Below are 20458 nucleotides of genomic sequence, written 5' to 3'. Positions count from 1 at the left end.
GAGGAGGAATTCGATGAACCGAGTGCGCGCAGGAATGGCCGCGATCGCGGGAGCCGCGATGGTCGGGGCCGGACTGCTGCTCCCCGCCGGGCCGGCGAGCGCGAAGGTGGTCACGGTGACGGGGGATCTGCTCGACACCTGCCCCAACTCCGGCGTGACCGTTCCCTACACGGCCGACCGGTGCGTCTTCGTCCCCGAGAGCCAGGAGTCGTTCCAGTCGGACTTCCACGTCCCGACGAACGACGAGTACGCCTGGAACTGCACCACCGCCGCGCAGGACCACCAGTACCAGATCACCGACACCGTCGAGGAGTCCAACAGCTTCGGGATCAGCGGCGGCCCCAAGCTCACGCTGATCAAAGACGTCCTCGAGGTCGGGGTCGAGGCCAGCTACGGCCACGTCTGGAACAAGGGCCAGTGGATCTGGAACGGCGACACCCACCACATCCAGCCCGGCAACGTCGGCTGGCTGGAGCTCTCCACCGAGATGCTGAAGGTCAACGGCCACTGGCAGATCAACTACGGCGACCGGGTGAAGACCTCTGACAACGGCGAGGCCCACTATGAGTGGTACGTCGGCGGCTCGGTCACCGACGACAAGGACGCGGGCAGCCACAACGTGGCGTTCCGCGAGCGCCCCATGACCGACGAGGAGAAGAGTCGCGTCTGCGGCAACAACGGCCAGGGCCCGGGTGAGGGCGGTCCGCAGCTCAAGGCCCTCGCGCAGCTGGTGGTCACGCAGGACGCGGCGGGCAACGTGCCCCGGTGACCCGTGAGGAGCCGGGCGGCCGGAGACGGCCGCCCGGCCCCGCTCGTGATTGGAGAGGGAAATGGGCAGCCGAACGGCCGGAAAGTCGCGATTGGTCGCGGTGTTCGTCATCGCCGCCGCGAACGTCGCCACGCTCACCGCCGCCGCCGTCGCTTTGCCGACGACCGCGGCGCACGGGAACAAGGCGTGTGAGATCTCGCGGACCGTCCCCGATTATTCGTCGGCCATAAACCTGCGAGAGGGCCGGTAGTACAGTCTCGATATGGCGAAGATCTTAGTGGTGGAAGACGACGCGGACGTCCGTACCGCGCTCGTACACGATCTGACAGAACGCCGTCACTCGGTGCGCAGCGTCGGGGCCGCGTGGGAGGCGCTGCGGGACATCTCCGACCGGCCCCCCGATGCCGTTCTCCTGGACCTCGGACTGCCCGATCTCGACGGTTTCGAATTGCTCAAGATGCTGCGGGCGGTATCCGAGGTCCCGGTCATCGTGGTGACGGCCCGGGACGACGACCAGGAGGTCGTGCGCCTGCTCAACGCCGGGGCGGACGACTACGTGGTCAAACCGTTCACCATCGACCAGCTCCAGGCGCGTCTCGGCGCCGTGCTGCGGCGCGCTCGGGGCGGTGGCGACTCCACGGTCATCGAGGTCGGCGGGCTGCGCATCGACATGGTGCGCCGCGAGGTCCGGCTCGACGCGCGGACCGTCGAGCTGACCCGGCGGGAGTTCGACCTGCTGGCCTTCCTCGCCTCCCGCGCCGGGGAGGTCGTCCCGCGCGCCGCCCTGCGATCCGAGGTCTGGCAGCAGCCGTACGGCGACGACCAGACCATCGACGTGCACCTGTCCTGGCTGCGGCGGAAGCTGGGCGAGACCGCGGCCGCGCCGCGGTACCTCCACACGGTCCGGGGGGTCGGTTTCAAACTCATGGACCCGACGTGAGGCGATCCCTCGCGCTCGTCGCGCTGGCGGTGACCTCGATGGTCGCGCTGGCCTTCCTGATCCCGTCCGCCCTGGTCGTACGGGACGCGGCCGCCGACCGCGCGGTCATCCGCGCCCAGCACCGCGTCGGCGCGGTGATCCCGGCCGTGGCGGCCTCCGGCGATCCGGCGGCGGTGGACCGGGCGATCGCGAGCGCGTCCGTCGGGGGCCGGGACCGCGTCGGGGTGACGATGCCCGGGGGAGCCCGGATCGGGGATCCGTCGGCGGTGGCCCCGGCGGTCATCGCGCGCGTCCGTGACGGCGGGCGGGCGCTGGAGACCAGCACCGGGGGCGGACCGGTCGTCCTGCAGCCGGTACCCGCCGGCGACGCGGGCATGGCCGTGGTCGAGGTGGACGCCGACGCCGGCCTGCTGCCGCCGGGGGTCGTACCGGCCTGGCTCGTCATGTTCCTGGTCGCGGTGTTCCTGGTGGCGTGTTCGATCCTCGCGGCCGATCGGCTGGGCCGGAGGGTGGTCGGCTCCGCGCGGCGGCTCGCGCGCGCCGCGGCGCGGCTCGGCTCCGGCGACCTGACCGTCCGTCTCGTTCCCGAAGGACCACCCGAGCTGGTGGAGGCGGCGTACGCCTTCAACGCCATGGCGGATCAGATCGCCCAGCGGCTCACCGCCGAACGCCAGTTCGCGGCCGACCTGTCGCACCGGCTGCGCACGCCGCTGACCGCGCTCCGGCTCCACATCGACCGGCTCGGGCAGGGGCCGGAGATGCGCAAGGCGCGCCTGGCGATGACCCGTATGGAGCAGGAGATCGACATCGTGATCAAGACCGCGCAGCGCCCCGGCGGGGAGCGCGCCACCACGATGTGCGACGCCACCGAGGTGGTACGCGACCGCGTCGCGTTCTGGTCGGTGCTGGCCGAGGACCAGCGGCGCCGCTGGCGGCTGGACGCCCTCGACCACCCGGCGGCGGTGCCGGTCGGCCGGGGAGAGCTGGCGGCGGCCCTCGACGCCGTACTGGGCAACCTGTTCCACCACACGCCCGAGGGCACGGAGTTCGCGGTGACGATGCGGACCGCTCCCGACCAGGTCGGCGTCCTGGTGTCCGACGCGGGACCGGGGATCGCCGATCCTGGGCTCATGCTGCAACGAGGCCGCTCCGGGGGCGGCTCCACGGGGCTCGGCCTGGACATCGTGCGCCGGCTCGCGGAGTCCACCGGCGGCGAACTGCGCATCGACCGCTCCGCCTTCGGCGGCGCGCGGGTCGGCGTTTGGCTGCGCACGACGGGCGCGCAGCCGAGACGGCACAGGCGGGGCAGAGCGCCCCGGCGCCGCCCGGCGGAACGCACGCCGCCGACCGGGTCGCCGTAGGCGGGCGTTCACCATCCGCCGGGCATCCGCCGCCGGCCGGGTCGTCGTAGACCGGGCTTTCACCGTCCGCCGCGCACCCGCCGTCGGCCGCGCACCCGCCGTCGGCCGAGCCTCCGCCGCCGTGAGCCGCGGGCCCGTACGTTCCGGCCGGTCAGTTCCACGCCGTTTTGAGCACGTCGACGGTGTCGGCGATCGTGCAGCCGGGGGGCACCGCCAGGAAGGCGATGTTGCCGTTGACGTCCTGGCTCCGTCCGTGGATCGTGTCCTGGCAGGTCGCGTCCGCGCGGACCGCGGTGATCTTGAAGAAGCGGCCGATGTCGCGGGTGCCGTCGCCGATCTGCTGGATCGACGAGCTCCAGGCTCCGTTCCGGGTCGGGACCGGCCCGTCGTCGGTGAGATAGAACCGCCCGTCCGGGGCGTAGACGAAGATGCGCAGCACGTCCCCTCGCAGGTCCCCGCTGTGCCCACGGACCAGGAGCCCGGCCCTGCCATTGACCTTGGCCTGATCCGCGGGAGACGTGATCTCGACCGCCGTCGTCGGCGTCGGGGTGGGATCCGGCCGGGGACTCGGCGGTGGAGCGGGGCGGGCCCGCATCGACTCTCGGGGTGGGTCCGGCGTCGAACCGCCCTGGACCGCGACCGGGTCCGTGTTCGTCTCGGACGGCGCCGGGAGCGCCGACGGTACGGAGACGACCGGGGTCGCCTCGTGGCTCTCGCCTCCCGCCGCGTAGATCTCGTGGATGCCGCAGTAGGAGACTAAGACGGCGCCGGTCGTGACGAGAAGCCAGATCGCGGCGTACTTCCGCTTCCCCCCGAGCGGCCGGGCGCGCCGTCTGCGACCGGGGTGGCGAGCGCGGGTCATGGATGCCTCCGCTTCCGCGTCGGCGCTCCTGGAAGTCCGTTTGGATGGCTTTCCAGTTTCTCTTACTTTTGTTTACTCGCTCTTGTGTGGGGTGTCAATGGTGGTGCCGTCCGACGCAAGGCAGTGATTAGTACGCGCCCGGCGGCCGAAAGGTTCGACGCGACGGCACCCGCGTCAGACGCGTACGACCTCGGGACCTTCCGCGGCGAGGTCCGCGGCCAGCCCGGCGTTCAGGCCCGTGTCCGTGATCAGCACGCTGACCTCGGACAGCGCTGCGAACCGCGCGAGATAGTCGTTTCCGACCTTCGTGTGGTCGACGAGGACCACGGTGCGCCGCGCGGCCTTCATCATCGACTCCTTCATCGCCGCCTCGGCCGGGTCGGGGGTGGTCAGCCCGGCCTCCACCGAACAGCCGTTCGTCCCCATGAACGCCACGTCGACGCGCAACCGGTCGAGCGGCCGCATCGCCCAGTCGTCGACCGTGGCGAGGGTGCGCCCGCGCACCCGGCCGCCCAACATGATCACGCTGAGGTTCGACCGCGTGGCGAGGACGGTCGCCAGGGGCGGGGAGTTGACGATGACGGTCAGCTCCCGGTCGCTCGGCAGGACCTGCACGAGACGCCCGGTCGTCGATCCCGCGTCGATGATGATCGATCCGTCGGCCGGCAGCTCGGCGAGGGCGGCCTTGGCGATGCGCTCCTTCTCGGCGGTCAGCACCGCGTCCCGGGCGGCGAGCGCGGGCTCGAAGCCGAGGCGCTCGACGGGGATCGCCCCGCCGTGCACACGGCGCAACGCGCCGGCCCGCTCCAGGACGGTCAGGTCCCGGCGGATCGTCTCCATCGTGACGCCGAAGTCCTCCGCGAGCGTCATGACGTCGACCCGGCCGGCCTCCCGGGTGCGACGGAGGATCTCCTGCTGTCGTTCCTCGGCGTACATGAGGTCGGTGGTACCGCCATCGAGGGAAAGCGTCAAGGCGGCGAGGAGTAGTGGACCCGTGCCGCCGCGCGGCGGCGATCACGTGTCGGCGCCGGGGAGTGTGACGACGAAGGTGGAGCGGCCCGTGACGCGGACGGTGCCCCCCAAGCCGGTGACGAGATCGCGGACGATGGTGAGCCCGAGTCCGGCACCGCCGTCCGCGCGGGTACGGGCGTCGTCGAGGCGGACGAAGCGCTCGAAGATCCGCTCGCGATCCTCGGGCAGGACGCCCGGACCGTCGTCGGTGACGGTCAGCGTGACGCTGCCGTCGACGCGGGCGACGGTCGCCGTCACCTTCGTACGCGCGTGCCGGGCGGCGTTGTCGAGCAGGTTGCGCACGATCCGGGCAAGCCGGGTCTCGCTCTCGCGTACGAGGGCGGGGCGGGTCGTGTGCGCGGTGAACGCGGGCCCGTCCCCGGTGTGGGCGCGTTCGGCCACCTGCTCCTCGACGATGTCGGCGAGGTCCGACGCCGTCGACGCGGCCGGCGCGGGTGAGGCGAGCAAGAGGAGATCCTCGGCCAGGCACTGCAGACGGTCGACGTCGGCCAGCGCCGAGGCGACCGTGATGGGCCAATCCGTTCGCTCCGGGTAGGCCAGCGCGATCTCCAGCGAGTTGCGGAGGCCCGCCAGCGGGGTCCGCAGCTCGTGAGAGGCGTCGGCGACGAAGTGCCGCTGCCGGTGATGGGCGTGTTCGAGCCGGTCGAGGGTCTCGTTGGTGGTCCGGGCCAGGCGGGTGATCTCGTCGTCGATGGCCGGTACGGGGACTCGCTGATCGAGCGCGTGGGCGCTGATGTCGGCCATCTTCGCCCGGATGGCCTCCACCGGCCGCAGGGCCCGGCCGGTGACGAACCAGGCGATCAGGCCGACGAACGGCACGGCGACCGGCAGACCCCAGCCGAGCAGGCGATCGATCGTGGCGACGGCCGTCTTGGCGTCGGCCGGCGAAACGAGCACGTACACCGTCAGGCGCTGTGCCGGCCGGCCGCCGCTGCCGGTCAGGCTCTTGATCTGGCCGGCGGGCAGCACGTCGGTGGTGCCGACGACGAACCGGCCCTTCCCGCGGACCCTGTGGATGCCCCACCCGACCCTCGGCGGGAACCCGGCCAGGGGCCTGTCCAGGTCGGCACTGAAGACGGGACCGGACACCATGGCGCGCCGCCCATCGGTGAGGACGACGGCGAAGGAGAAGTCGGTGCCGCGCGGCCTGGCCCCCGCTTCGAAGGTGGAGGTCATCGAGAAGGCGTCTCGTGTCGCCTTCTCCCGCGCCGCGGTCATCCACTGATCGCGGACGACGTCGCGAACCCCCCAGCCGCCGGCGCCGAAGACGACGGCGGCGGCGAGCGCCGCGCTCAGCGCGGCGCGTGCCCGTACCGACGTGAGCCGCCTAACCATGGGTGCTCACCAGCCGATAGCCGGCGCCGCGCACGGTCTGGATCGTCGCCGGCCCGGACGGGAGCTTGCGGCGCAGGGTGCGGATGTAGACCTCGACGATGTTCACGTCGCCGTCGAACGCCTGGTCCCAGACTTCATCGATGATGTCGATCTTGGCGACCACTTCGTCCGGCCGGCGCGCCAGGCACTCCAGCACCGCGAACTCCTTCGCGGTGAGCCGTATCTCCGCCGCGCCGTGACGGCATCGGCGGGCGGCGAGGTCGAGTCGCAGGTCGCCGGCGGTCAGGACCGATGGGCGGGTCGCGCCGCCCCGGCGCAGCAGCGCGCGGAGCCGGGCGACGAGGACGACGTAGGAGAACGGCTTGCAGATGTAGTCATCGGCGCCGGTGTCGAGCGCCTCCGCCTCGTCGTACTCGCCGTTCTTCGCGGTCAGCATGAGGATCGGCACCGAGCTCCCGCTCCGGCGCAGCCGCTCGCAGACGGCGAAGCCGTTGAGTCCGGGCAGCATGATGTCCAGGACGACCGCGGTGTAGGGCTGGGTGAGCGCGAGGCTCAGCCCCTCCCGGCCGTCATGGGCGACGTCGACCGCATACCCTTCGGCCCGCAGGCCATGGGTCAGCGTGGTCGAAAGTCGTTCGTCGTCTTCCACCAGCAACAACCGCATCAGGCCATTATGGCGACATGGCGGCGGGCATTCCTGAAATCGGCTTCAGGTTGCTTCAGCGGGCATTCAGCGGTTGTCGGCCAGTCTGCCCGCCGTGTCATCCTCTCCACGGCTGCTCGCCGGCCTGCTCTTCGCCGCTTACTCCGCACTTTCGGTGAACCGTCATCGTCAGATGCGGAGCACCGGATATGACCTCGGAATCTTCGAGCAGGCGGTCCGCTCGTACGCCCATCTGCGTCCGCCGATCGCCGATCTGAAAGGGCCCGGTTTCAATCTGCTGGGCGACCATTTCCATCCGGTCATCATCCTCGCCGCGCCGTTCTATCGGATATTTCCGAGCCCGATCACATTGCTGGTCCTCCAGGCGGCGCTGCTCGCGCTGTCGGCGGTGCCGGTGACGCGCCTCGCGATCGAGTTCTGCGGTCACCGCGCGGGTGTCTGCCTCGGCCTGGCGTACGGCCTGTCGTGGGGGATTCAGCAGGCCGTCGTGTTCGACTTTCACGAGGTCGCCTTCGCGGTGCCGCTGCTCGCGCGCAGCGTGGAACTGCTCGCCCGGCGCAGTTGGCGCGCCGCCGCAGGCTGGGCGCTGCCGCTCCTGCTCGTCAAGGAGGACCAGGCGTTCATCGTCGCGGCGATCGGCGCGTACATCTTCTGGCGGGGCCGCCGCGGCCTCGGCGCGCTCGTCGCCGCGGTCGCGGTCGAGGTCGGCGCGCTCGCCGTCGTCATCATCATCCCGGCGTTCAACCCACACCATTCCTATCCGTACGGCAAGACCGCAGGATCAATTTCCTCTTTGCCGGTACCGGTGACCAAGGAGGAGACCGTGCTGGCATTGCTCGCGCCTACTCTGTTCTTCGCCCTGCGCTCGCCGCTGGTGCTGATCGCGGCTCCATCCTTGCTCGCGCGATTCTGGACATCCAGTCCGAACCTGTGGGGAACCCGGTTCCATTACAACGCCGTGCTGATGCCCATAGTGTTCATCGCCTTCGCCGACGGCCTGGCCCGGATGCGCGCGAGCGACCGCGTCGTCCTGCTGCGTGCCGCCCGTGTCGCACCGATCCTGGCCCTCCTCGGCGCGATGTCCGTTCCGCAGCCACTTCGGAGTGTGCTCGATCCCGCCTCCTGGCGGGTACCCGAACAGGTCAGGACCGCTGAAGCGCTGTTGCGGACGATCCCCGACGGAACGGACGTGGCGGCCGCCAACCGCGTCGCGCCGCAGCTCACCGGCCGCTGCCGGGTGTTCCGCTTCCTCAGCGAGCCCACCCCGCGGTTCCGCCCCGAATGGGTCGTGACCACCGGCGCACCGTACGAGCAGTCGATGATCGCGGACCTGCCCTCACTGGGCTACAGGGTCGCGGCCCGGGCCACCGGCATCACCGTCTACCGCCGGACCGTCGCCGTCCGCCTGCCGCCGGGCGGTCTTAGGAGGCCGTTAAGGCGCGCATAAGGATCGGAGGCCGGAGCGGCCGCTATAACGGACCTGTCGCCCTCTTCGCCCGGCTGTCCAGGCGAAACGACTTCATTGACACCTTGTTTTAAGGGGGATAGTGTCCGGCTTGACTGAAAGGAAGCTTTCCTGTCAGCTGCCTTCGGGGGAGGCCGCCGTACCCGCTCCGGACCGAAGGGAAGCACCGTGCTCCACCGCGTCGACCCCGCGCGCCTGCACCGGTCCCTCACCACATCCCTCTGCGCGCTCATCGCCCTCGCCGCCGCCCTCGTGGCCGGCCCCGTCCCCGCCCGGGCCGCCGGGGAGTCCGTGAACGTCTGGCTCACCACCACGGACGACTCCGCCGGCCGCCACGTCACCCGCGGCCTGCAACAGCAGACGCCGATCGCCTTCGGCACCGGCGGCAGCGCCGGCCAGACCATCACCGTCGACGAGAACACCAAGTACCAGCGCTTCACCGGCGCCGGCGCGTCGTTCACCGACACGGCCGCCTGGCTCCTGAACAGCAGCGGCGCGCTCAGCTCCACCACCCGCACCCAGGTCATGCAGAAGCTCTTCGACCCGTCCGCCGGGATCGGGCTGAGCTTCCTGCGCAACCCCATGGGCGCGTCCGACCTCGCTCGATACAGCTACTCGTACGACGACATGCCCGCCGGCCAGACCGACCCGAGTCTCGCGCACTTCTCCATCGCGCACGACCTCGCCGACGTCGTGCCCCTCACCAAACAGGCGAAGCAGCTCAACCCGGCGCTCACGGTCATGGGCACCCCGTGGAGCGCGCCCGCCTGGATGAAGGACAACGGCGACTTCAACAACCCCGGCTGGCTGCAGTCCCAGTACTACGGCGCGTACGCCCAGTACTTCGTGAAGTACCTCCAGGCGTACGAGGCGCAGGGCGCGCACGTCGACCTCGTCACCGCGCAGAACGAGCCCACCTGCTGCAACGGCTACCCGTCGATGAGCTGGAACGGCTCCGGCCTGGACTACTTCACCAAGACGAACCTGCTGCCCGCGCTGCACGCGGCGGGCCTCACCACCAAGGTGCTCGCCCTCGACTGGAACTGGGACACCTACGACGGCTACGGCGCCCCCGTCGTCGACGACGCCACCATCCGGAACGACTCGCTCTTCGGCGGGATCGCCTGGCACGGCTACGGCGGCGACGTGACCGAGCAGACCACCGTGCACGGCAAGTACCCCACTGTGGACGCCTACGACACCGAGCACTCCGGCGGCACGTGGATCGGCGACCAGCAGAAGGAGGACATGCACAACATCGTCGACTACACCCGCAACTGGGGGAAGAGCGTCGTCAAGTGGTCCCTCGCCGTCGACCAGAACATGGGCCCGCACAACGGCGGCTGCGGCACCTGCACCGGCCTCGTCACCGTGCACAACGGCGACTCCCGCAGCGGCCAGGTCGACTACACCATCGAGTACTACGACATGGGCCACCTGACCAAGTTCGTACGGCCCGGCGCCTACCGCATCGCCTCCACCGCGAACACCGCCGTCCCGAACGTCGCCTGGCAGAACCCCGACGGTTCCAAGGCGCTGATCGCCTACAACGACAGCGGCAGCACCCAGTCCGTCAAGGTCGTCTGGGGCGGTCAGTCGTTCGTCTACTCGCTGCCCGCCCACACCACCGCGACCTTCACCTGGAGCGGCACCCAGAGCGGCGGCGGCACCGCCACCGGCCAGATCACCGGGTACGGCGGCAAGTGCGTCGACGTCGCCGGGGCGAGCAGCGCCAACGGCACCGCCGTCCAGCTCTACGACTGCAACGGCACCACCGCGCAGCAGTGGACGGTCGGAACGGACGGCACGGTCCGGGCCCTCGGCAAGTGCATGGACCTCACCTCCGCGGGCACCGCGAACGGCACCCAGGTCCAGCTGTACGACTGCAACGGGACCGGCGCCCAGCAGTGGACCCGGGGAACGGGCTCGTCCCTCGTCAACCCGGCGTCGGGCCGCTGCCTGGACGCCACCGGCCCGAGCTCGGCCAACGGCACCCGGCTGCAGATCTGGGACTGCACCGGCGCCGCCAACCAGCAGTGGACCCTTCCCAGCTGACACCCCTGCCCGCAACTCGAGAGGAGAGCCATGTCCACGTCACCCCGCCGGCGTAGGACCGGCCGGTTGTTCCTGGCGGCCCTGGCGCTCGCCGGACTGAGCGGCGCCGCGACCGTCGTCGCCGGCAACGGCACCCACGCCACGATCCTGCCGGCCGCGGCGGCCGCCACCGCCACCTTCACCGACGACTTCGACGGACCCGCCGGCGCGGCCGTCGACGCGAGCAAGTGGCGCCCGGAGACCGGCGACAACGTCAACAACCACGAGCGCGAGTACTACACCAGCGGCACGCACAACGCCGCGCTCGACGGCCAGGGCCACCTGGTGATCACCGCCCGCAAGGACAACCCCGGCAACTACAACTGCTGGTACGGGACCTGCCAGTACACCTCCGCCCGGCTGTCCACCGCGGCCACCTTCACCCAGGCGTACGGGCACTTCGAGAGCCGGATGAAGATTCCGCGAGGCCAGGGCATGTGGCCCGCCTTCTGGATGCTCGGCAACGACATCGGCAGCGTCGGCTGGCCGAACAGCGGCGAGATCGACATCATGGAGAACGTCGGCTTCGAACCGGGCACCGTGCACGGCACGATCCACGGACCGGGCTACTCCGGCTCCGCCGGCATCGGCGCGGGCTACACCCTGCCGGGCGGAGCGCACTTCTACGACGACTTCCACACCTTCGCGGTGGACTGGTCGCCGAACTCGATCCAGTGGTCCGTCGACGGGAACGTCTACGAGACCCGCACGCCGGCCGACCTGAACGGCAACCGCTGGGTCTTCGACCACCCCTTCTACATCATCGTCAACCTCGCGGTCGGCGGCTACTGGCCCGGCGACCCGGACGGCAGCACGACCTTCCCGCAGCAGCTCGTCGTCGACTACGTGCACGTCACCACCTCCGGCTCGCCCGGCGGGCGTACCGGCCAGATCACCGGCTACGGCGGCAAGTGCGTGGACGTCAACGCCGCCAACAGCGCGAACGGTACGGCGATCCAGCTCTACGACTGCAACGGCACGTCGGCGCAGCAGTGGACGGTCGGGTCGGACGGGACCCTGCGCGCCCTCGGCAAGTGCATGGACGTCACCGCGGCCGGCACGGCCAACGGCACCCAGGTGCAGTTGTACGACTGCAACGGCACGGGCGCGCAGAAGTGGCAGGCCGGCGCGAACGGGTCGCTGGTCAACCCGAACTCCGGGCGCTGCCTCGACGCCACCGGCCCGAGCTCGGCCAACGGCACGCGCCTGCAGATCTGGGACTGCGCCGGCAGCGCCAACCAGAAGTGGACGCTGCCGAGCTGACCCCCGGTCTCCCGCGCCGGTGCCCGCGACTGCGCGCCGGGCACCGGCACGGGGCGTGCCATCGTCCCTAGACGAGTCTGGTCCCGCGGCGAGCCGCGGGACCAGGTGGGTTCGACGAAGGGACCCGGCCGAACCCGGCAGGGCTCCTCAGGTGAGCCGTTCCGGTGAACCTCCGCTCAGTGCGGGGTCACCGTTCCGGCGTTGGTGCGCAGTCGTGCGTTGTCCTCCGGCACACCATGCGTGGTGATGTCGCCGCTTTCGAGGCTGACACGGATCTTGAAGTCGGAGGGGATCCTGAAGGTGACCGTCAGGTGACCCTTGTCCGTGGCCGGAGCCGGGGTCGGGTCGCCGATGGTGACTCGACCACCGCCGAGGCGAACCGGTCCGTTGATGACCGGGGCGGCGATGCTGCTTCGGTCGGCCTGGACGATGAGGTTCCCTCCCACGTGAACGCCTCCCGAGAGCCCCCTGGAGCGGGTCACCACCGGGAACAGCGCCAGTTCGAGTTCGTCGACCACGGGCACCAGTTCGGCCTTGGCGGCCTCGGTCTCGAAGACGTCGCCGGTGGCCTCGATGTGGGCGTCGAGCTTGGTGCGGCCCTCTTCGGCGTGGACGATCACGTCGATGTTCCTGCCCAGGACCATGAACAGGCCGATGCCGTCGAGGTCTGAGCTGAGGTGACGCTCCATGGTGCACTCCTTGATTTGGTTCCGGTGTCTGCTCGTGCCGCATACGGCACGAACAAGACCGTCCAGACCGCTCGCCTGTTCGCCTCCTGCTTTTCTGGCGGGGCTTGTGGATCAGGGGTGCTCGGCGCCGACATGGGGCGTGCCGTCCGCCCGGGGCGGGTATGGGGGATCTCCGGGGGGGACGACAGACGTGAAGGCGGCGCGCGCATATCCGATCACCGCGCACACGACGGATGTGCGGATCGAGCAGGTGGAGGTCCCGGTCCCCGTTCCCGGCGAGGTGCTCGTCCAGATCACGGCGGCGGGCGTGACGCCGCTGGACCACTCCCTGGCGACGAGCGGGCCGTCCCGGGTGGGGCTGCTCCCGCTCACGCTGGGCGGTGAGGGCGCCGGCGTGGTCGTCGCCGACCCCGCCGCGCACTGGCGGGTCGGCACGCGGGTCATGTTCTTCGCCGGCCCCGGCGGCGTCACCGCGGACGGCGCGATGGCCGAGTTCGCCGTCGTACCCGCCCGGAACCTCGCCGAGATCCCGGTCAGCGTCTCCGACGAGGTCGCGGCCGCCGTCCCCATCGCCTATCTCACCGGGCTGCTCGCCCTGCGCATGGGCGCCTTCCGGCCGGGTCGGTGCGTGTTCGCGCCGGGCATCGGGGGCAGTGTGGGCAACGCCACCGTCCAGTTGGCGCGCGCCCTCGGCGCGGCCGCCGTCGCGGGCGGGGTCGGGACCACGGCCAAGGCGGAGGCCATCCGGGCCGCCCCCTGGGCGCGGGGCATCGAGGTCGTCGACTTCGAACGCGACCGGCTGCCGGACGCGCTCGGCGACGGCTTCCCGGCCGGCATCGACCTGGCCGTCGACGGCGTCGGCGGACCGGTGACCGCGCAGATCGTGGCCGCCATGGCGGTGGCCGGGCGCCTCGTCCTGGTCGGCTGCTCGGCGGGCCACAGCACCCGGCTTCCGCTGCACGAGGTCATCGAACGCCGGACCACTCTGCACGGCTTCTCCCTGCACGCCGCGTCGACCGCCGAGTCGACGGCGGCCTGGGCCCAGATCACCGGCCTGCTGACGGCGGGACGGATCAGCCCGGTCATCGACTCGATCTACCCGCTGGAGGCGGTGGGCGAGGCGCTGCGCCACCTGGTCGAGGACCGCCCGATCGGAAAGGTCGTCATCACCGGCCTGTCCTCCACCCGCTGACCGGCCGACGCGCCGAGCGATCGGCGCGATCACCGATCGGGCCGACCACTCCGGCGCCGGAGGCTCGGTCAACGTGTCGGCGACACGGGACGGAAGCCTCAGATCTCCGCCGGATCCCGGCGTTCTCCGAGCGTTCCGCCTGAGGCGTCGAGCGAGGTCTCGGTCGCCGCGATCGTCCGCCGGAGCAGCTCCCGCGCGGTGGCGATCTGCGCGGACCGCCGGTCGAGGGCGTCCAGTTGGGCCCGGAGCGCGTCGAGCACACCGGGGCATGGGGCGACGGTGCTCTCGGCGCTCGTGCAGGGGAGGACCTGCCGGATGACGCGGGTCGGCAGCCCCGCCGCCAGGAGCGCCCGCACCCGCGCGACCGTCTCCACGGCGCCGTCGTCGTACACCCGGTACCCGTTCGGCTCGCGCTCCGGGCGCAGCAGCCCGACCCGCTCGTAGTAGCGGAGCAGGCGTTCGCTGGTCTCCGTCCGGGCGGCCAGCTCCCCGATGAGCACGCCGTGGGCCCTCCCGTCTTGACCTTCCAACTGTGTCAGGGGGCAACAGTGGGCCCGCCGGCCGCATTCCGGCGGCCGCCGACACGAGGAGCCCACAGTGATCATCGATGCGCACGGCCACGTCCACGACCCGGTCGCGGACCACCTTCGTCTCCTGGACGACGCGGGGGTGGACCGCGCGGTCCTCTTCCCCACCCGGCCGCACCCCGAACGGGCCGCCGACCTGGAAGGGCTCCGGCGGGAGATGAGCGTGCTGGACCGGGCGCTGGACGGGCGCGCCACCGGCGACGACGGGTACGCCGCCGCGTGGCGCGAACTGGACGACGCGCTGGCCGCCCACCCGGACCGGTTCATCGGGTTCGGCTCCGTGCGCCTGAACCTCTCCGACGACGAGATCGCCGCGGCGGTCGAGCGGGACATCGTGGGGCGTGGGCTGCACGGCATCGGGGAGCTCACACCGCCTCCCGGCGGGGCCGCCGGGATCGAGCCGGTGCTGAAGGCGGCGCACGACCACGGCGACCTGCCCGTCGTCGTGCACGGCTTCGCCCCGACGACCGCCGAGGACCTGCGCACGCTGGCCACGCTGGCGGCACGGCACCCCTCGGTGCCGTTGATCGTGAGTCAGCTCGGCGGCCTGAACTGGATGACCGCCGTCGAGCTGGCGCGGGAGACGCCGAACATCTACCTGGAGCTGTCCACCGCGCACCTCATCTTCGCGGTGCGGCTGGCCGTCCAGGAGTTGCCGGAGCGGACGCTGTTCGGCTCGGACGCGCCGTACGGCGATCCCGTGGTGGCCCGCACCACCGTCGAGCGTGTCACCGGACCGGGAGAGGTGCGCGAGCTCGTCCTCGGCGGAACGCTCCTGCGGCTCCTGGACCGGACGTGAAGCGCCGCCGGCCCTGACGGGAGACCGTCCGGGCCGGCGGCGTCGGCTTCCTCACTCAGATCGCGGCGAGGCGTGCCTTGACCTCTTTGGCCGACGGGTTGGTGACGGCCGTACCATCGGGGAACACGACGGTCGGCACGGTCTGGTTGCCGCCGTTGACGCTCATGACGAACTCGGCGGCGGCCGAGTCCCGCTCGATGTCCACCTCGACCATGTGGATGCCCTCACGGGCCAGCTGGGTCTTGAGCCGGCGGCAGAAGCCGCACCAGGTCGTGGTGTACATGGTCAGCTCACCCGTCGCGGGCGCGGTCATGGCTCTCCTCCGTCTGGGGGCGGCGCTCAGGTCGACTGTCCCAACGTCCGATCAACGATCGGCATTCCCCCCGAGCGTCGCACACGGGCGACGGCGGGCGACCGGGCCTGGGAGGATGGAAAGGAGGTAAGGGAGGGGCGATGGAGGCCGAGCAGATCCTCGCCGGGCTCGACCCGGACCAGCGCGCGGTCGCCGAGGCGACCCGGGGCCCGGTGTGCGTGCTGGCCGGTGCGGGCACCGGCAAGACGCGGGCGATCACCCACCGGATCGCGTACGCCGTGCTGACGGGCGTCATCGCGCCCCAGCGGGTGCTGGCGGTGACGTTCACCACCCGGGCCGCCGGTGAGCTGCGCGGGCGGCTGCGGCAGCTCGGCGCGCCCGGCGTGCAGGCCCGTACCTTCCACTCGGCGGCGCTGAAGCAGCTGTCCTACTTCTGGCCGAAGGTGATCGGCGGGGAGCCTCCCACGCTCATCGAGTCGAAGTTCGGCCTGGTCGCGGAGGCGGCACGGGTCTGCCGTCTGTCCCTCGGCCGTACGGAGCTGCGCGACGCCGCGGCCGAGATCGAGTGGGCCAAGGTCACCCAGACCCGCCCGGAGGACTACCCGGCCTCGGCCGCCAAGGCCGGGCGTACCCCGCCGGCCGACGCGTCCGACCTCGCCCGGATCTACGAGGCGTACGAGGAGCTCCGCCGCGAGCGCAACCTGCTCGACTTCGAGGGCATGCTGGAGCTGACCGCCGCGATGCTCACCGAGCATCAGGAGGTCGCGAACCAGGTGCGCGACCAGTACCGCTACTTCGTCGTCGACGAGTTCCAGGACGTCAACCCCCTGCAGAAGCTCCTGCTCGACGTCTGGCTCGGTGACCGCGACGAGATCTGCGTGGTCGGCGACCCGAACCAGACGATCTACTCCTTCACCGGCGCGAGCCCCGCGTACCTCCTGCGGTTCACGGTCGAGCACCCCGATGCCAAGGTCGTCAAGCTGGTCCGCGACTACCGGTCGACCCCGCAGGTGGTGCACCTGGCCAACGGCGTGCTGGCGCAGGCGAGGGGCGAGGCGCGCAAGCACCGCCTGGAGCTGGTCGCGCAGCGGCCCGGCGGCCCCGAGCCGACCTTTCACGAGTACGCCGACGAGGTCGCGGAGGCCGAGGCCGTCGCCAAGCGGGCGCGGGCGCTGATCGAGGAGGGCGTGCCCGCCCGGGAGATCGCGGTGCTGTTCCGCATCAACGCCCAGTCGGAGCCGTACGAGCAGGCGTTCGCCGACGCCGGCGTGCCGTACGTCGTGAAGGGCGCGGAGCGGTTCTTCGAGCGCGCGGAGGTGCGTCAGGCGGTCGTGCTCCTGCGCGGCGCCGCCCGGTCCGCCGACGACGGCGAGCCGCTCGTGCGGTCCGTGCGCGACGTCCTGGCCGCCGCCGGGCTCACCGACCGGCCGCCGGAGGGGCGCGGCGCCGCCCGCGAGCGCTGGGAGTCCCTGGCCGCCCTGGCCCAGCTCGCCGAGGACGTCGCCGCCGACCGGCCGGGCGCGGGCCTGCGCGAGTTCGTCACCGAGATCGAGGAGCGCGCGAACGCCCAGCACGCCCCCGCGCTCGAGGGCGTGACGCTGGCCACGCTGCACACCGCGAAGGGCCTGGAGTGGGACGCGGTGTTCCTCGCCGGCCTGGTCGAGGGCACGCTGCCGATCATCTACGCGGAGAAGAGCCCGGAGCAGATCGAGGAGGAGCGCCGGCTGCTGTACGTCGGCGTGACGCGGGCCCGCGAGCACCTCGCCCTGTCCTGGGCGCTCGCCCGGTCCCCGGGCGGCCGCAAGGGCCGCCGCCGGTCGCGGTTCCTCGACGGTCTCGCGCCGCAGAGCTCGGGTCCGCCCCGCGTCGACCGGTCGAAGCGCCGGCCCGTCTCCTCCGGACCGCAGCCGTGCCGGGTCTGCGGACGGCCGCTGACCGCCGCGATCGAGCGCAAGCTGGGCCGCTGTGAGAGCTGCCCGGCCGACTACGATGAGGATCTGCTGGCCCGTATGAAGGACTGGCGTGTGGCGGCGTCCAAGGAGCAGAAGGTCCCGGCCTACGTCGTCTTCACCGACGCCACCCTGCAGGCCATCGCCGAGCGCGCCCCCGTCTCGGAGGCGGAGCTGGCCGCGATCCCCGGTGTCGGCAGCGTCAAGCTGGAGCGATACGGTTCGGCCGTGCTCGCCCTGTGCCGGGGGGAGACGCCGCAAGCCTGAGGAGTAGGGAAGCGATGAACGCCGCGCTGAAGGAGCTGCTCGACCTGCTCGACCTGGAGCAGATCGAGGCCGACATCTTCCGCGGGCGCAGCCCGGAGGAGCGCCAGCAGCGGGTGTTCGGCGGCCAGGTCGCCGGCCAGGCGCTGGTCGCCGCCGGTCGTACCGTTCCCGAGGACCGTGGGGTGCACTCGCTGCACGCGTACTTCATCCGGCCCGGCGACCCGAGCGTGCCGCTCGTCTACACCGTCGACCGGGTCCGCGACGGCAGGTCGTTCACCACCCGCCGCGTCTCCGCCATCCAGCACGGCAAGGTCATCTTCACCCTCTCGGCGTCCTTCCAGATCGCCGAGGACGGCCCGTCGCACCAGGCGCCGATGCCCGAGGTACCGGGCCCGGAGGAGCTGCCGACGTTCCAGGAGCGGATGGAGCGGCTGTTCGGCAAGCTGGACAACGAGTTCATGCGCAACCGGCCGATCGACCTGCGGCACGTCACCCCGCTGACCTGGGAGGCCGCCCGCGACCCCGAGCTGGTCGGCCCGGAGTCGCTGGTCTGGCTGCGCGTCGCCGGCGAGCTGCCCGCCGATCCGCTGCTGCACGTCTGCCTGATGACGTACGCCTCGGACATGACCCTGCTGGACACCGTCCTGCTCAACCACGGCCTCGCCTGGGGCGACCGCCGGACGATGGGCGCCAGCCTCGACCACGCGATGTGGTTCCACCGCCCGTTCCGCGCCGACGAGTGGTTGCTGTACGCCCAGGACACCCCGAACGCCTCCGGCGCCCGCGGCCTGGCCCGCGGCCAGGTCTTCACCCGGTCCGGCGAACTCGTCGTCTCCGTCGTCCAGGAAGGCCTCATCCGCGTCACCGACTCCTGACCGCGGCCACGCGACCGGCTGTCCACGAGCCCGCCTCCGGCCGGGCGCCGGGAAGTGCGGGCATCGGTCGGCGAGACCGGCCGTCGCCGCCTCGTCGCGCAGCTCAGGTTCGGGCTGCCTACCCGCGCGCGACCGAGGATGAGGTCGACGCCATCGCCTCCCTGCTGACCGGTTCGCTCATGCGCGGCAGAGCGGGCCCACCACTCGGGTCCGTGCGCCAGACGCACGGCCGCGCCGGTTCGGGGCCGGGGACACGTTCGGGAGGACGCCTACCCCCGTGGCCGACCGTCTGGGCGAGGCTGCCACCAGCCCGCTGACTTCTGTGACCAGGGCCACTTCGACCTGTCCTCTTCGGGGCCTGCCATGTGCCGGGTTGCGCCGACGGTCATTGCCGTGGCGTTCAAAGGAGCGCCACGGCAGGACCATACAACCGAGAGGAACAACAATGTCCGATATTTCGGGCACGGGCGGAGCCGACTCCGTAAGAGGGGGCCCGCCAGGCGGCGATCCCGAAGCGGCTCAGCAGGATCTGAACCCGTTCCGCTCGCTGCGGAACCGCAACTACCGGCTGCTCACGGCAGGTCAGGGCGTCTCCAGTCTCGGCAGCTGGATGCAGTTAACCGCCCAGGACTGGCTGGTGCTGGACCTGACGCACGGCAGCAGCGCCGCGCTCGGCATCACGGCCGGCCTGCAGCTACTGCCGACGCTGCTGTTCAGCCTGTACGGCAGCGTCCTGGCCGACCGGTACCGCAAGCGGCGCGTTCTCATGATCAGCCAGGCGGTGATGGGCGCGCTCGCGCTGGTGCTCGGCCTGCTCGCCGTCACCGGCTCCGCCAGCGTGTGGGATGTGTACGCTCTGGCGTTCGGTGTCGGCCTGGCCATAACGGTGGACAGCCCGGCCCGGATGGCATTCGCGGTCGAGGTGGCGGGACCCCGTGACGTGTCCAGCGCCATCGGCCTGACCAGCGCGTTATTCAACACGACGAAGATTCTCGGCCCGGCCGTCGCCGGCGTACTGATCGCCGCCGTCGGCACTGGTCCGGTTTTCCTCATCAATGCCGCGTCGTTCGGCGCCATGGAACTCGGGCTCTACCTCATGCGTGAGGATGAGCTGTACGTCAAGGATCCGGTGCCACGGGCAAAAGGCCAGTTGCGCGAGGGCTTGCGCTACGTCCGGGAGCGCCGCGACCTGGTGATGCTGATGACCATCGTGCTGTTCGTCTCCGCGTTCGGCATGAACTTCGCGGTGACCGATGCCCTGATGAGCCGAGAGGTCTTCCATACCGGAGCCTCGTCATTCGGCCTTGTCTCGGCGGTGATGGCCGTCGGCGGACTGGTCGGCTCGCTGCTCTCCGCGCGCCGGAGTCAGCCGAGTATGCGGGTCATGCTGGCCGCAGCGGCAGTCTTCGGGCCACTCGAGACCGCGACCGGACTGGTGCCGGACTATTGGGCGTTCGTGGCCATGCAGCTGCCGATGGGCATGGCGTTGACGACGTTCAGCACAACGGCCTACTCGCTCACGCAGCTGAGTGTTCCGGAGGGGATGCGCGGCAGAGTGATGGGCCTGTACCTGCTGGTGATCGCCGCCAGCGCCCCGATCGGCTATCCCCTGATCGGCTGGCTGGCCGAGATCTTCGGGCCACGTTCGACCCTGATCATCGGCGGACTCGCGTCCCTGGCCTCAGTGGTGGGCACCGTCGTGCTCTCATGGCGCCGGTGGCCGCCGCGCTGATCGCACGCGGAACAGCGGCGCGGGCCTGAACAACACCGTCGGCACACAGTGCCGGCTCAGCTCACACTCATCGAGTGCTCCAACCAAGGGCCCGGCGTCAGCCGGGCCCTACCCATGTGGCGACTGGAGACGAACATGGTCACCGCGCGTTCCGCACGGGCCGCCGGAGCGGCGGCGGGGCGGCTGGGGCACCGGCCCGACTGCGAGCCGTCCTACCTGTCGAACAACGTTCGGCTTCCGGTATCGGGGAAGCCAAGCCGTCATCGGGAA

Annotated in this window: 19 protein-coding genes; 12 read left to right on the top strand and 7 right to left on the bottom strand. The window is 71.3% G+C overall.

Features of this window, described 5'->3' with window-relative positions; genetic code table 11:
- The first annotated feature begins 13 nt into the window (after positions 1-13).
- The 4 genes from ABD978_RS15015 (at position 14) to ABD978_RS15000 (ending at position 3070) form a co-directional block, all read left to right on the top strand.
- Positions 14-769: a hypothetical protein gene (locus ABD978_RS15015; RefSeq protein ID WP_345353966.1), complete on the top strand. Its 756-nt coding sequence runs from the start codon at positions 14-16 to the stop codon at positions 767-769.
- 61 nt (positions 770-830) lie between these two features.
- Positions 831-1019 carry a hypothetical protein gene (locus ABD978_RS15010; protein WP_345353965.1) on the top strand — a complete coding sequence of 63 codons (189 nt, stop codon included), beginning with the start codon at positions 831-833 and terminating at the stop codon, positions 1017-1019.
- Between the two features lie 12 nt (positions 1020-1031).
- The gene (locus ABD978_RS15005) at positions 1032-1709 is read left to right on the top strand and encodes a response regulator transcription factor (RefSeq protein WP_345353964.1); all 678 of its coding nucleotides are present in this window, start codon (positions 1032-1034) and stop codon (positions 1707-1709) included.
- The gene (locus ABD978_RS15000) at positions 1706-3070 is read left to right on the top strand and encodes an ATP-binding protein (protein ID WP_345353963.1); all 1365 of its coding nucleotides are present in this window, start codon (positions 1706-1708) and stop codon (positions 3068-3070) included. The genes ABD978_RS15005 and ABD978_RS15000 overlap by 4 nt, the downstream gene beginning before the upstream one ends.
- A 151-nt stretch (positions 3071-3221) precedes the next feature.
- Here ABD978_RS15000 and ABD978_RS14995 read toward each other — a convergent pair whose 3' ends face one another.
- From ABD978_RS14995 to ABD978_RS14980, 4 genes are all read right to left on the bottom strand, one after another.
- Positions 3222-3932, bottom strand: a complete 711-nt coding sequence (locus ABD978_RS14995; protein WP_345353962.1) for a hypothetical protein — start codon at positions 3930-3932, stop codon at positions 3222-3224.
- A gap of 174 nt (positions 3933-4106) precedes the next feature.
- Positions 4107-4868 (bottom strand): DeoR/GlpR family DNA-binding transcription regulator, encoded by a 762-nt coding sequence (locus ABD978_RS14990; RefSeq protein WP_345355883.1) that lies wholly within the window; start codon positions 4866-4868, stop codon positions 4107-4109.
- Positions 4869-4946: 78 nt separating this feature from the next.
- Positions 4947-6299: a sensor histidine kinase gene (locus tag ABD978_RS14985; RefSeq protein WP_345353961.1), complete on the bottom strand. Its 1353-nt coding sequence runs from the start codon at positions 6297-6299 to the stop codon at positions 4947-4949.
- Entirely contained in the window at positions 6292-6963 is a 672-nt protein-coding gene (locus ABD978_RS14980; protein WP_345353960.1) for a response regulator transcription factor, read from the bottom strand. Before ABD978_RS14980 ends, ABD978_RS14985 begins: the two co-directional genes overlap by 8 nt.
- Positions 6964-7057: 94 nt before the next feature.
- On the opposite strand from ABD978_RS14980, the gene ABD978_RS14975 reads away from it, so the two are divergent.
- The 3 genes from ABD978_RS14975 (at position 7058) to ABD978_RS14965 (ending at position 11785) form a co-directional block, all read left to right on the top strand.
- The gene (locus ABD978_RS14975; RefSeq protein WP_345353959.1) at positions 7058-8410 is read left to right on the top strand and encodes a DUF2079 domain-containing protein; all 1353 of its coding nucleotides are present in this window, start codon (positions 7058-7060) and stop codon (positions 8408-8410) included.
- 186 nt (positions 8411-8596) lie between these two features.
- Complete coding sequence (locus ABD978_RS14970; protein WP_345353958.1) at positions 8597-10483, top strand: RICIN domain-containing protein; 1887 nt, start codon at positions 8597-8599, stop codon at positions 10481-10483.
- Positions 10484-10513: 30 nt separating this feature from the next.
- Positions 10514-11785 (top strand): ricin-type beta-trefoil lectin domain protein, encoded by a 1272-nt coding sequence (locus tag ABD978_RS14965; protein ID WP_345353957.1) that lies wholly within the window; start codon positions 10514-10516, stop codon positions 11783-11785.
- Between the two features lie 176 nt (positions 11786-11961).
- Here the strand turns inward: ABD978_RS14965 and ABD978_RS14960 are convergent, their stop codons facing one another.
- A complete protein-coding gene (locus tag ABD978_RS14960; protein ID WP_345353956.1) occupies positions 11962-12474 on the bottom strand; it encodes a hypothetical protein in 513 nt (170 codons plus the stop codon).
- A 190-nt stretch (positions 12475-12664) separates the two neighbouring features.
- Here ABD978_RS14960 and ABD978_RS14955 point away from each other — a divergent pair, with 190 nt between their 5' ends.
- The gene (locus ABD978_RS14955; protein ID WP_345353955.1) at positions 12665-13666 is read left to right on the top strand and encodes a quinone oxidoreductase family protein; all 1002 of its coding nucleotides are present in this window, start codon (positions 12665-12667) and stop codon (positions 13664-13666) included.
- A gap of 98 nt (positions 13667-13764) precedes the next feature.
- On the opposite strand, the gene ABD978_RS14950 is transcribed toward ABD978_RS14955, so the two are convergent.
- Entirely contained in the window at positions 13765-14166 is a 402-nt protein-coding gene (locus ABD978_RS14950) for a MerR family transcriptional regulator (protein WP_345353954.1), read from the bottom strand.
- 97 nt (positions 14167-14263) lie between these two features.
- Between ABD978_RS14950 and ABD978_RS14945 the strand changes: the two genes are divergently transcribed.
- The gene (locus ABD978_RS14945; protein ID WP_345353953.1) at positions 14264-15052 is read left to right on the top strand and encodes an amidohydrolase family protein; all 789 of its coding nucleotides are present in this window, start codon (positions 14264-14266) and stop codon (positions 15050-15052) included.
- Positions 15053-15107: 55 nt separating this feature from the next.
- Here ABD978_RS14945 and ABD978_RS14940 read toward each other — a convergent pair whose 3' ends face one another.
- A complete protein-coding gene (locus tag ABD978_RS14940; protein WP_345353952.1) occupies positions 15108-15365 on the bottom strand; it encodes a mycoredoxin in 258 nt (85 codons plus the stop codon).
- 140 nt (positions 15366-15505) lie between these two features.
- Between ABD978_RS14940 and ABD978_RS14935 the strand changes: the two genes are divergently transcribed.
- The 3 genes from ABD978_RS14935 to ABD978_RS14925 all read left to right on the top strand — a co-directional run bounded on the left by ABD978_RS14935 (position 15506) and on the right by ABD978_RS14925 (position 20188).
- On the top strand, positions 15506-17581 hold the full coding sequence (locus tag ABD978_RS14935; protein WP_345353951.1) for an ATP-dependent DNA helicase UvrD2: 2076 nt from the start codon (positions 15506-15508) through the stop codon (positions 17579-17581).
- A 14-nt stretch (positions 17582-17595) separates the two neighbouring features.
- Positions 17596-18456, top strand: a complete 861-nt coding sequence (gene tesB, locus ABD978_RS14930; protein ID WP_345353950.1) for an acyl-CoA thioesterase II — start codon at positions 17596-17598, stop codon at positions 18454-18456.
- A gap of 445 nt (positions 18457-18901) precedes the next feature.
- Positions 18902-20188, top strand: coding sequence for an MFS transporter (locus tag ABD978_RS14925; RefSeq protein ID WP_345353949.1), 1287 nt, complete (start codon positions 18902-18904; stop codon positions 20186-20188).
- The last annotated feature ends 270 nt before the right edge of the window (positions 20189-20458 follow it).

Source organism: Actinoallomurus liliacearum (assembly GCF_039542035.1).
In the GTDB taxonomy this organism is placed as follows: Bacteria; Actinomycetota; Actinomycetes; order Streptosporangiales; family Streptosporangiaceae; genus Actinoallomurus; species Actinoallomurus liliacearum.
This window is presented reverse-complemented; position numbering and strand designations above follow the sequence as displayed.

Bases quoted from the DNA above. Each gene is read 5' to 3' on its own strand.
- ABD978_RS15015 (WP_345353966.1), top strand. From the start codon at position 14: ATGAACCGAGTGCGCGCAGGAATGGCCGCGATCGCGGGAGCCGCGATG.
- ABD978_RS15010 (WP_345353965.1), top strand. From the start codon at position 831: ATGGGCAGCCGAACGGCCGGAAAGTCGCGATTGGTCGCGGTGTTCGTC.
- ABD978_RS14935 (WP_345353951.1), top strand. From the start codon at position 15,506: ATGGAGGCCGAGCAGATCCTCGCCGGGCTCGACCCGGACCAGCGCGCG.
- tesB (WP_345353950.1), top strand. From the start codon at position 17,596: ATGAACGCCGCGCTGAAGGAGCTGCTCGACCTGCTCGACCTGGAGCAG.
- ABD978_RS14925 (WP_345353949.1), top strand. From the start codon at position 18,902: ATGTCCGATATTTCGGGCACGGGCGGAGCCGACTCCGTAAGAGGGGGC.
- ABD978_RS14965 (WP_345353957.1), top strand. From the start codon at position 10,514: ATGTCCACGTCACCCCGCCGGCGTAGGACCGGCCGGTTGTTCCTGGCG.
- ABD978_RS14980 (WP_345353960.1), bottom strand. From the start codon at position 6,963: ATGCGGTTGTTGCTGGTGGAAGACGACGAACGACTTTCGACCACGCTG.
- ABD978_RS14985 (WP_345353961.1), bottom strand. From the start codon at position 6,299: ATGGTTAGGCGGCTCACGTCGGTACGGGCACGCGCCGCGCTGAGCGCG.
- ABD978_RS15005 (WP_345353964.1), top strand. From the start codon at position 1,032: ATGGCGAAGATCTTAGTGGTGGAAGACGACGCGGACGTCCGTACCGCG.
- ABD978_RS14960 (WP_345353956.1), bottom strand. From the start codon at position 12,474: ATGGAGCGTCACCTCAGCTCAGACCTCGACGGCATCGGCCTGTTCATG.
- ABD978_RS14995 (WP_345353962.1), bottom strand. From the start codon at position 3,932: ATGACCCGCGCTCGCCACCCCGGTCGCAGACGGCGCGCCCGGCCGCTC.
- ABD978_RS14990 (WP_345355883.1), bottom strand. From the start codon at position 4,868: ATGTACGCCGAGGAACGACAGCAGGAGATCCTCCGTCGCACCCGGGAG.
- ABD978_RS14940 (WP_345353952.1), bottom strand. From the start codon at position 15,365: ATGACCGCGCCCGCGACGGGTGAGCTGACCATGTACACCACGACCTGG.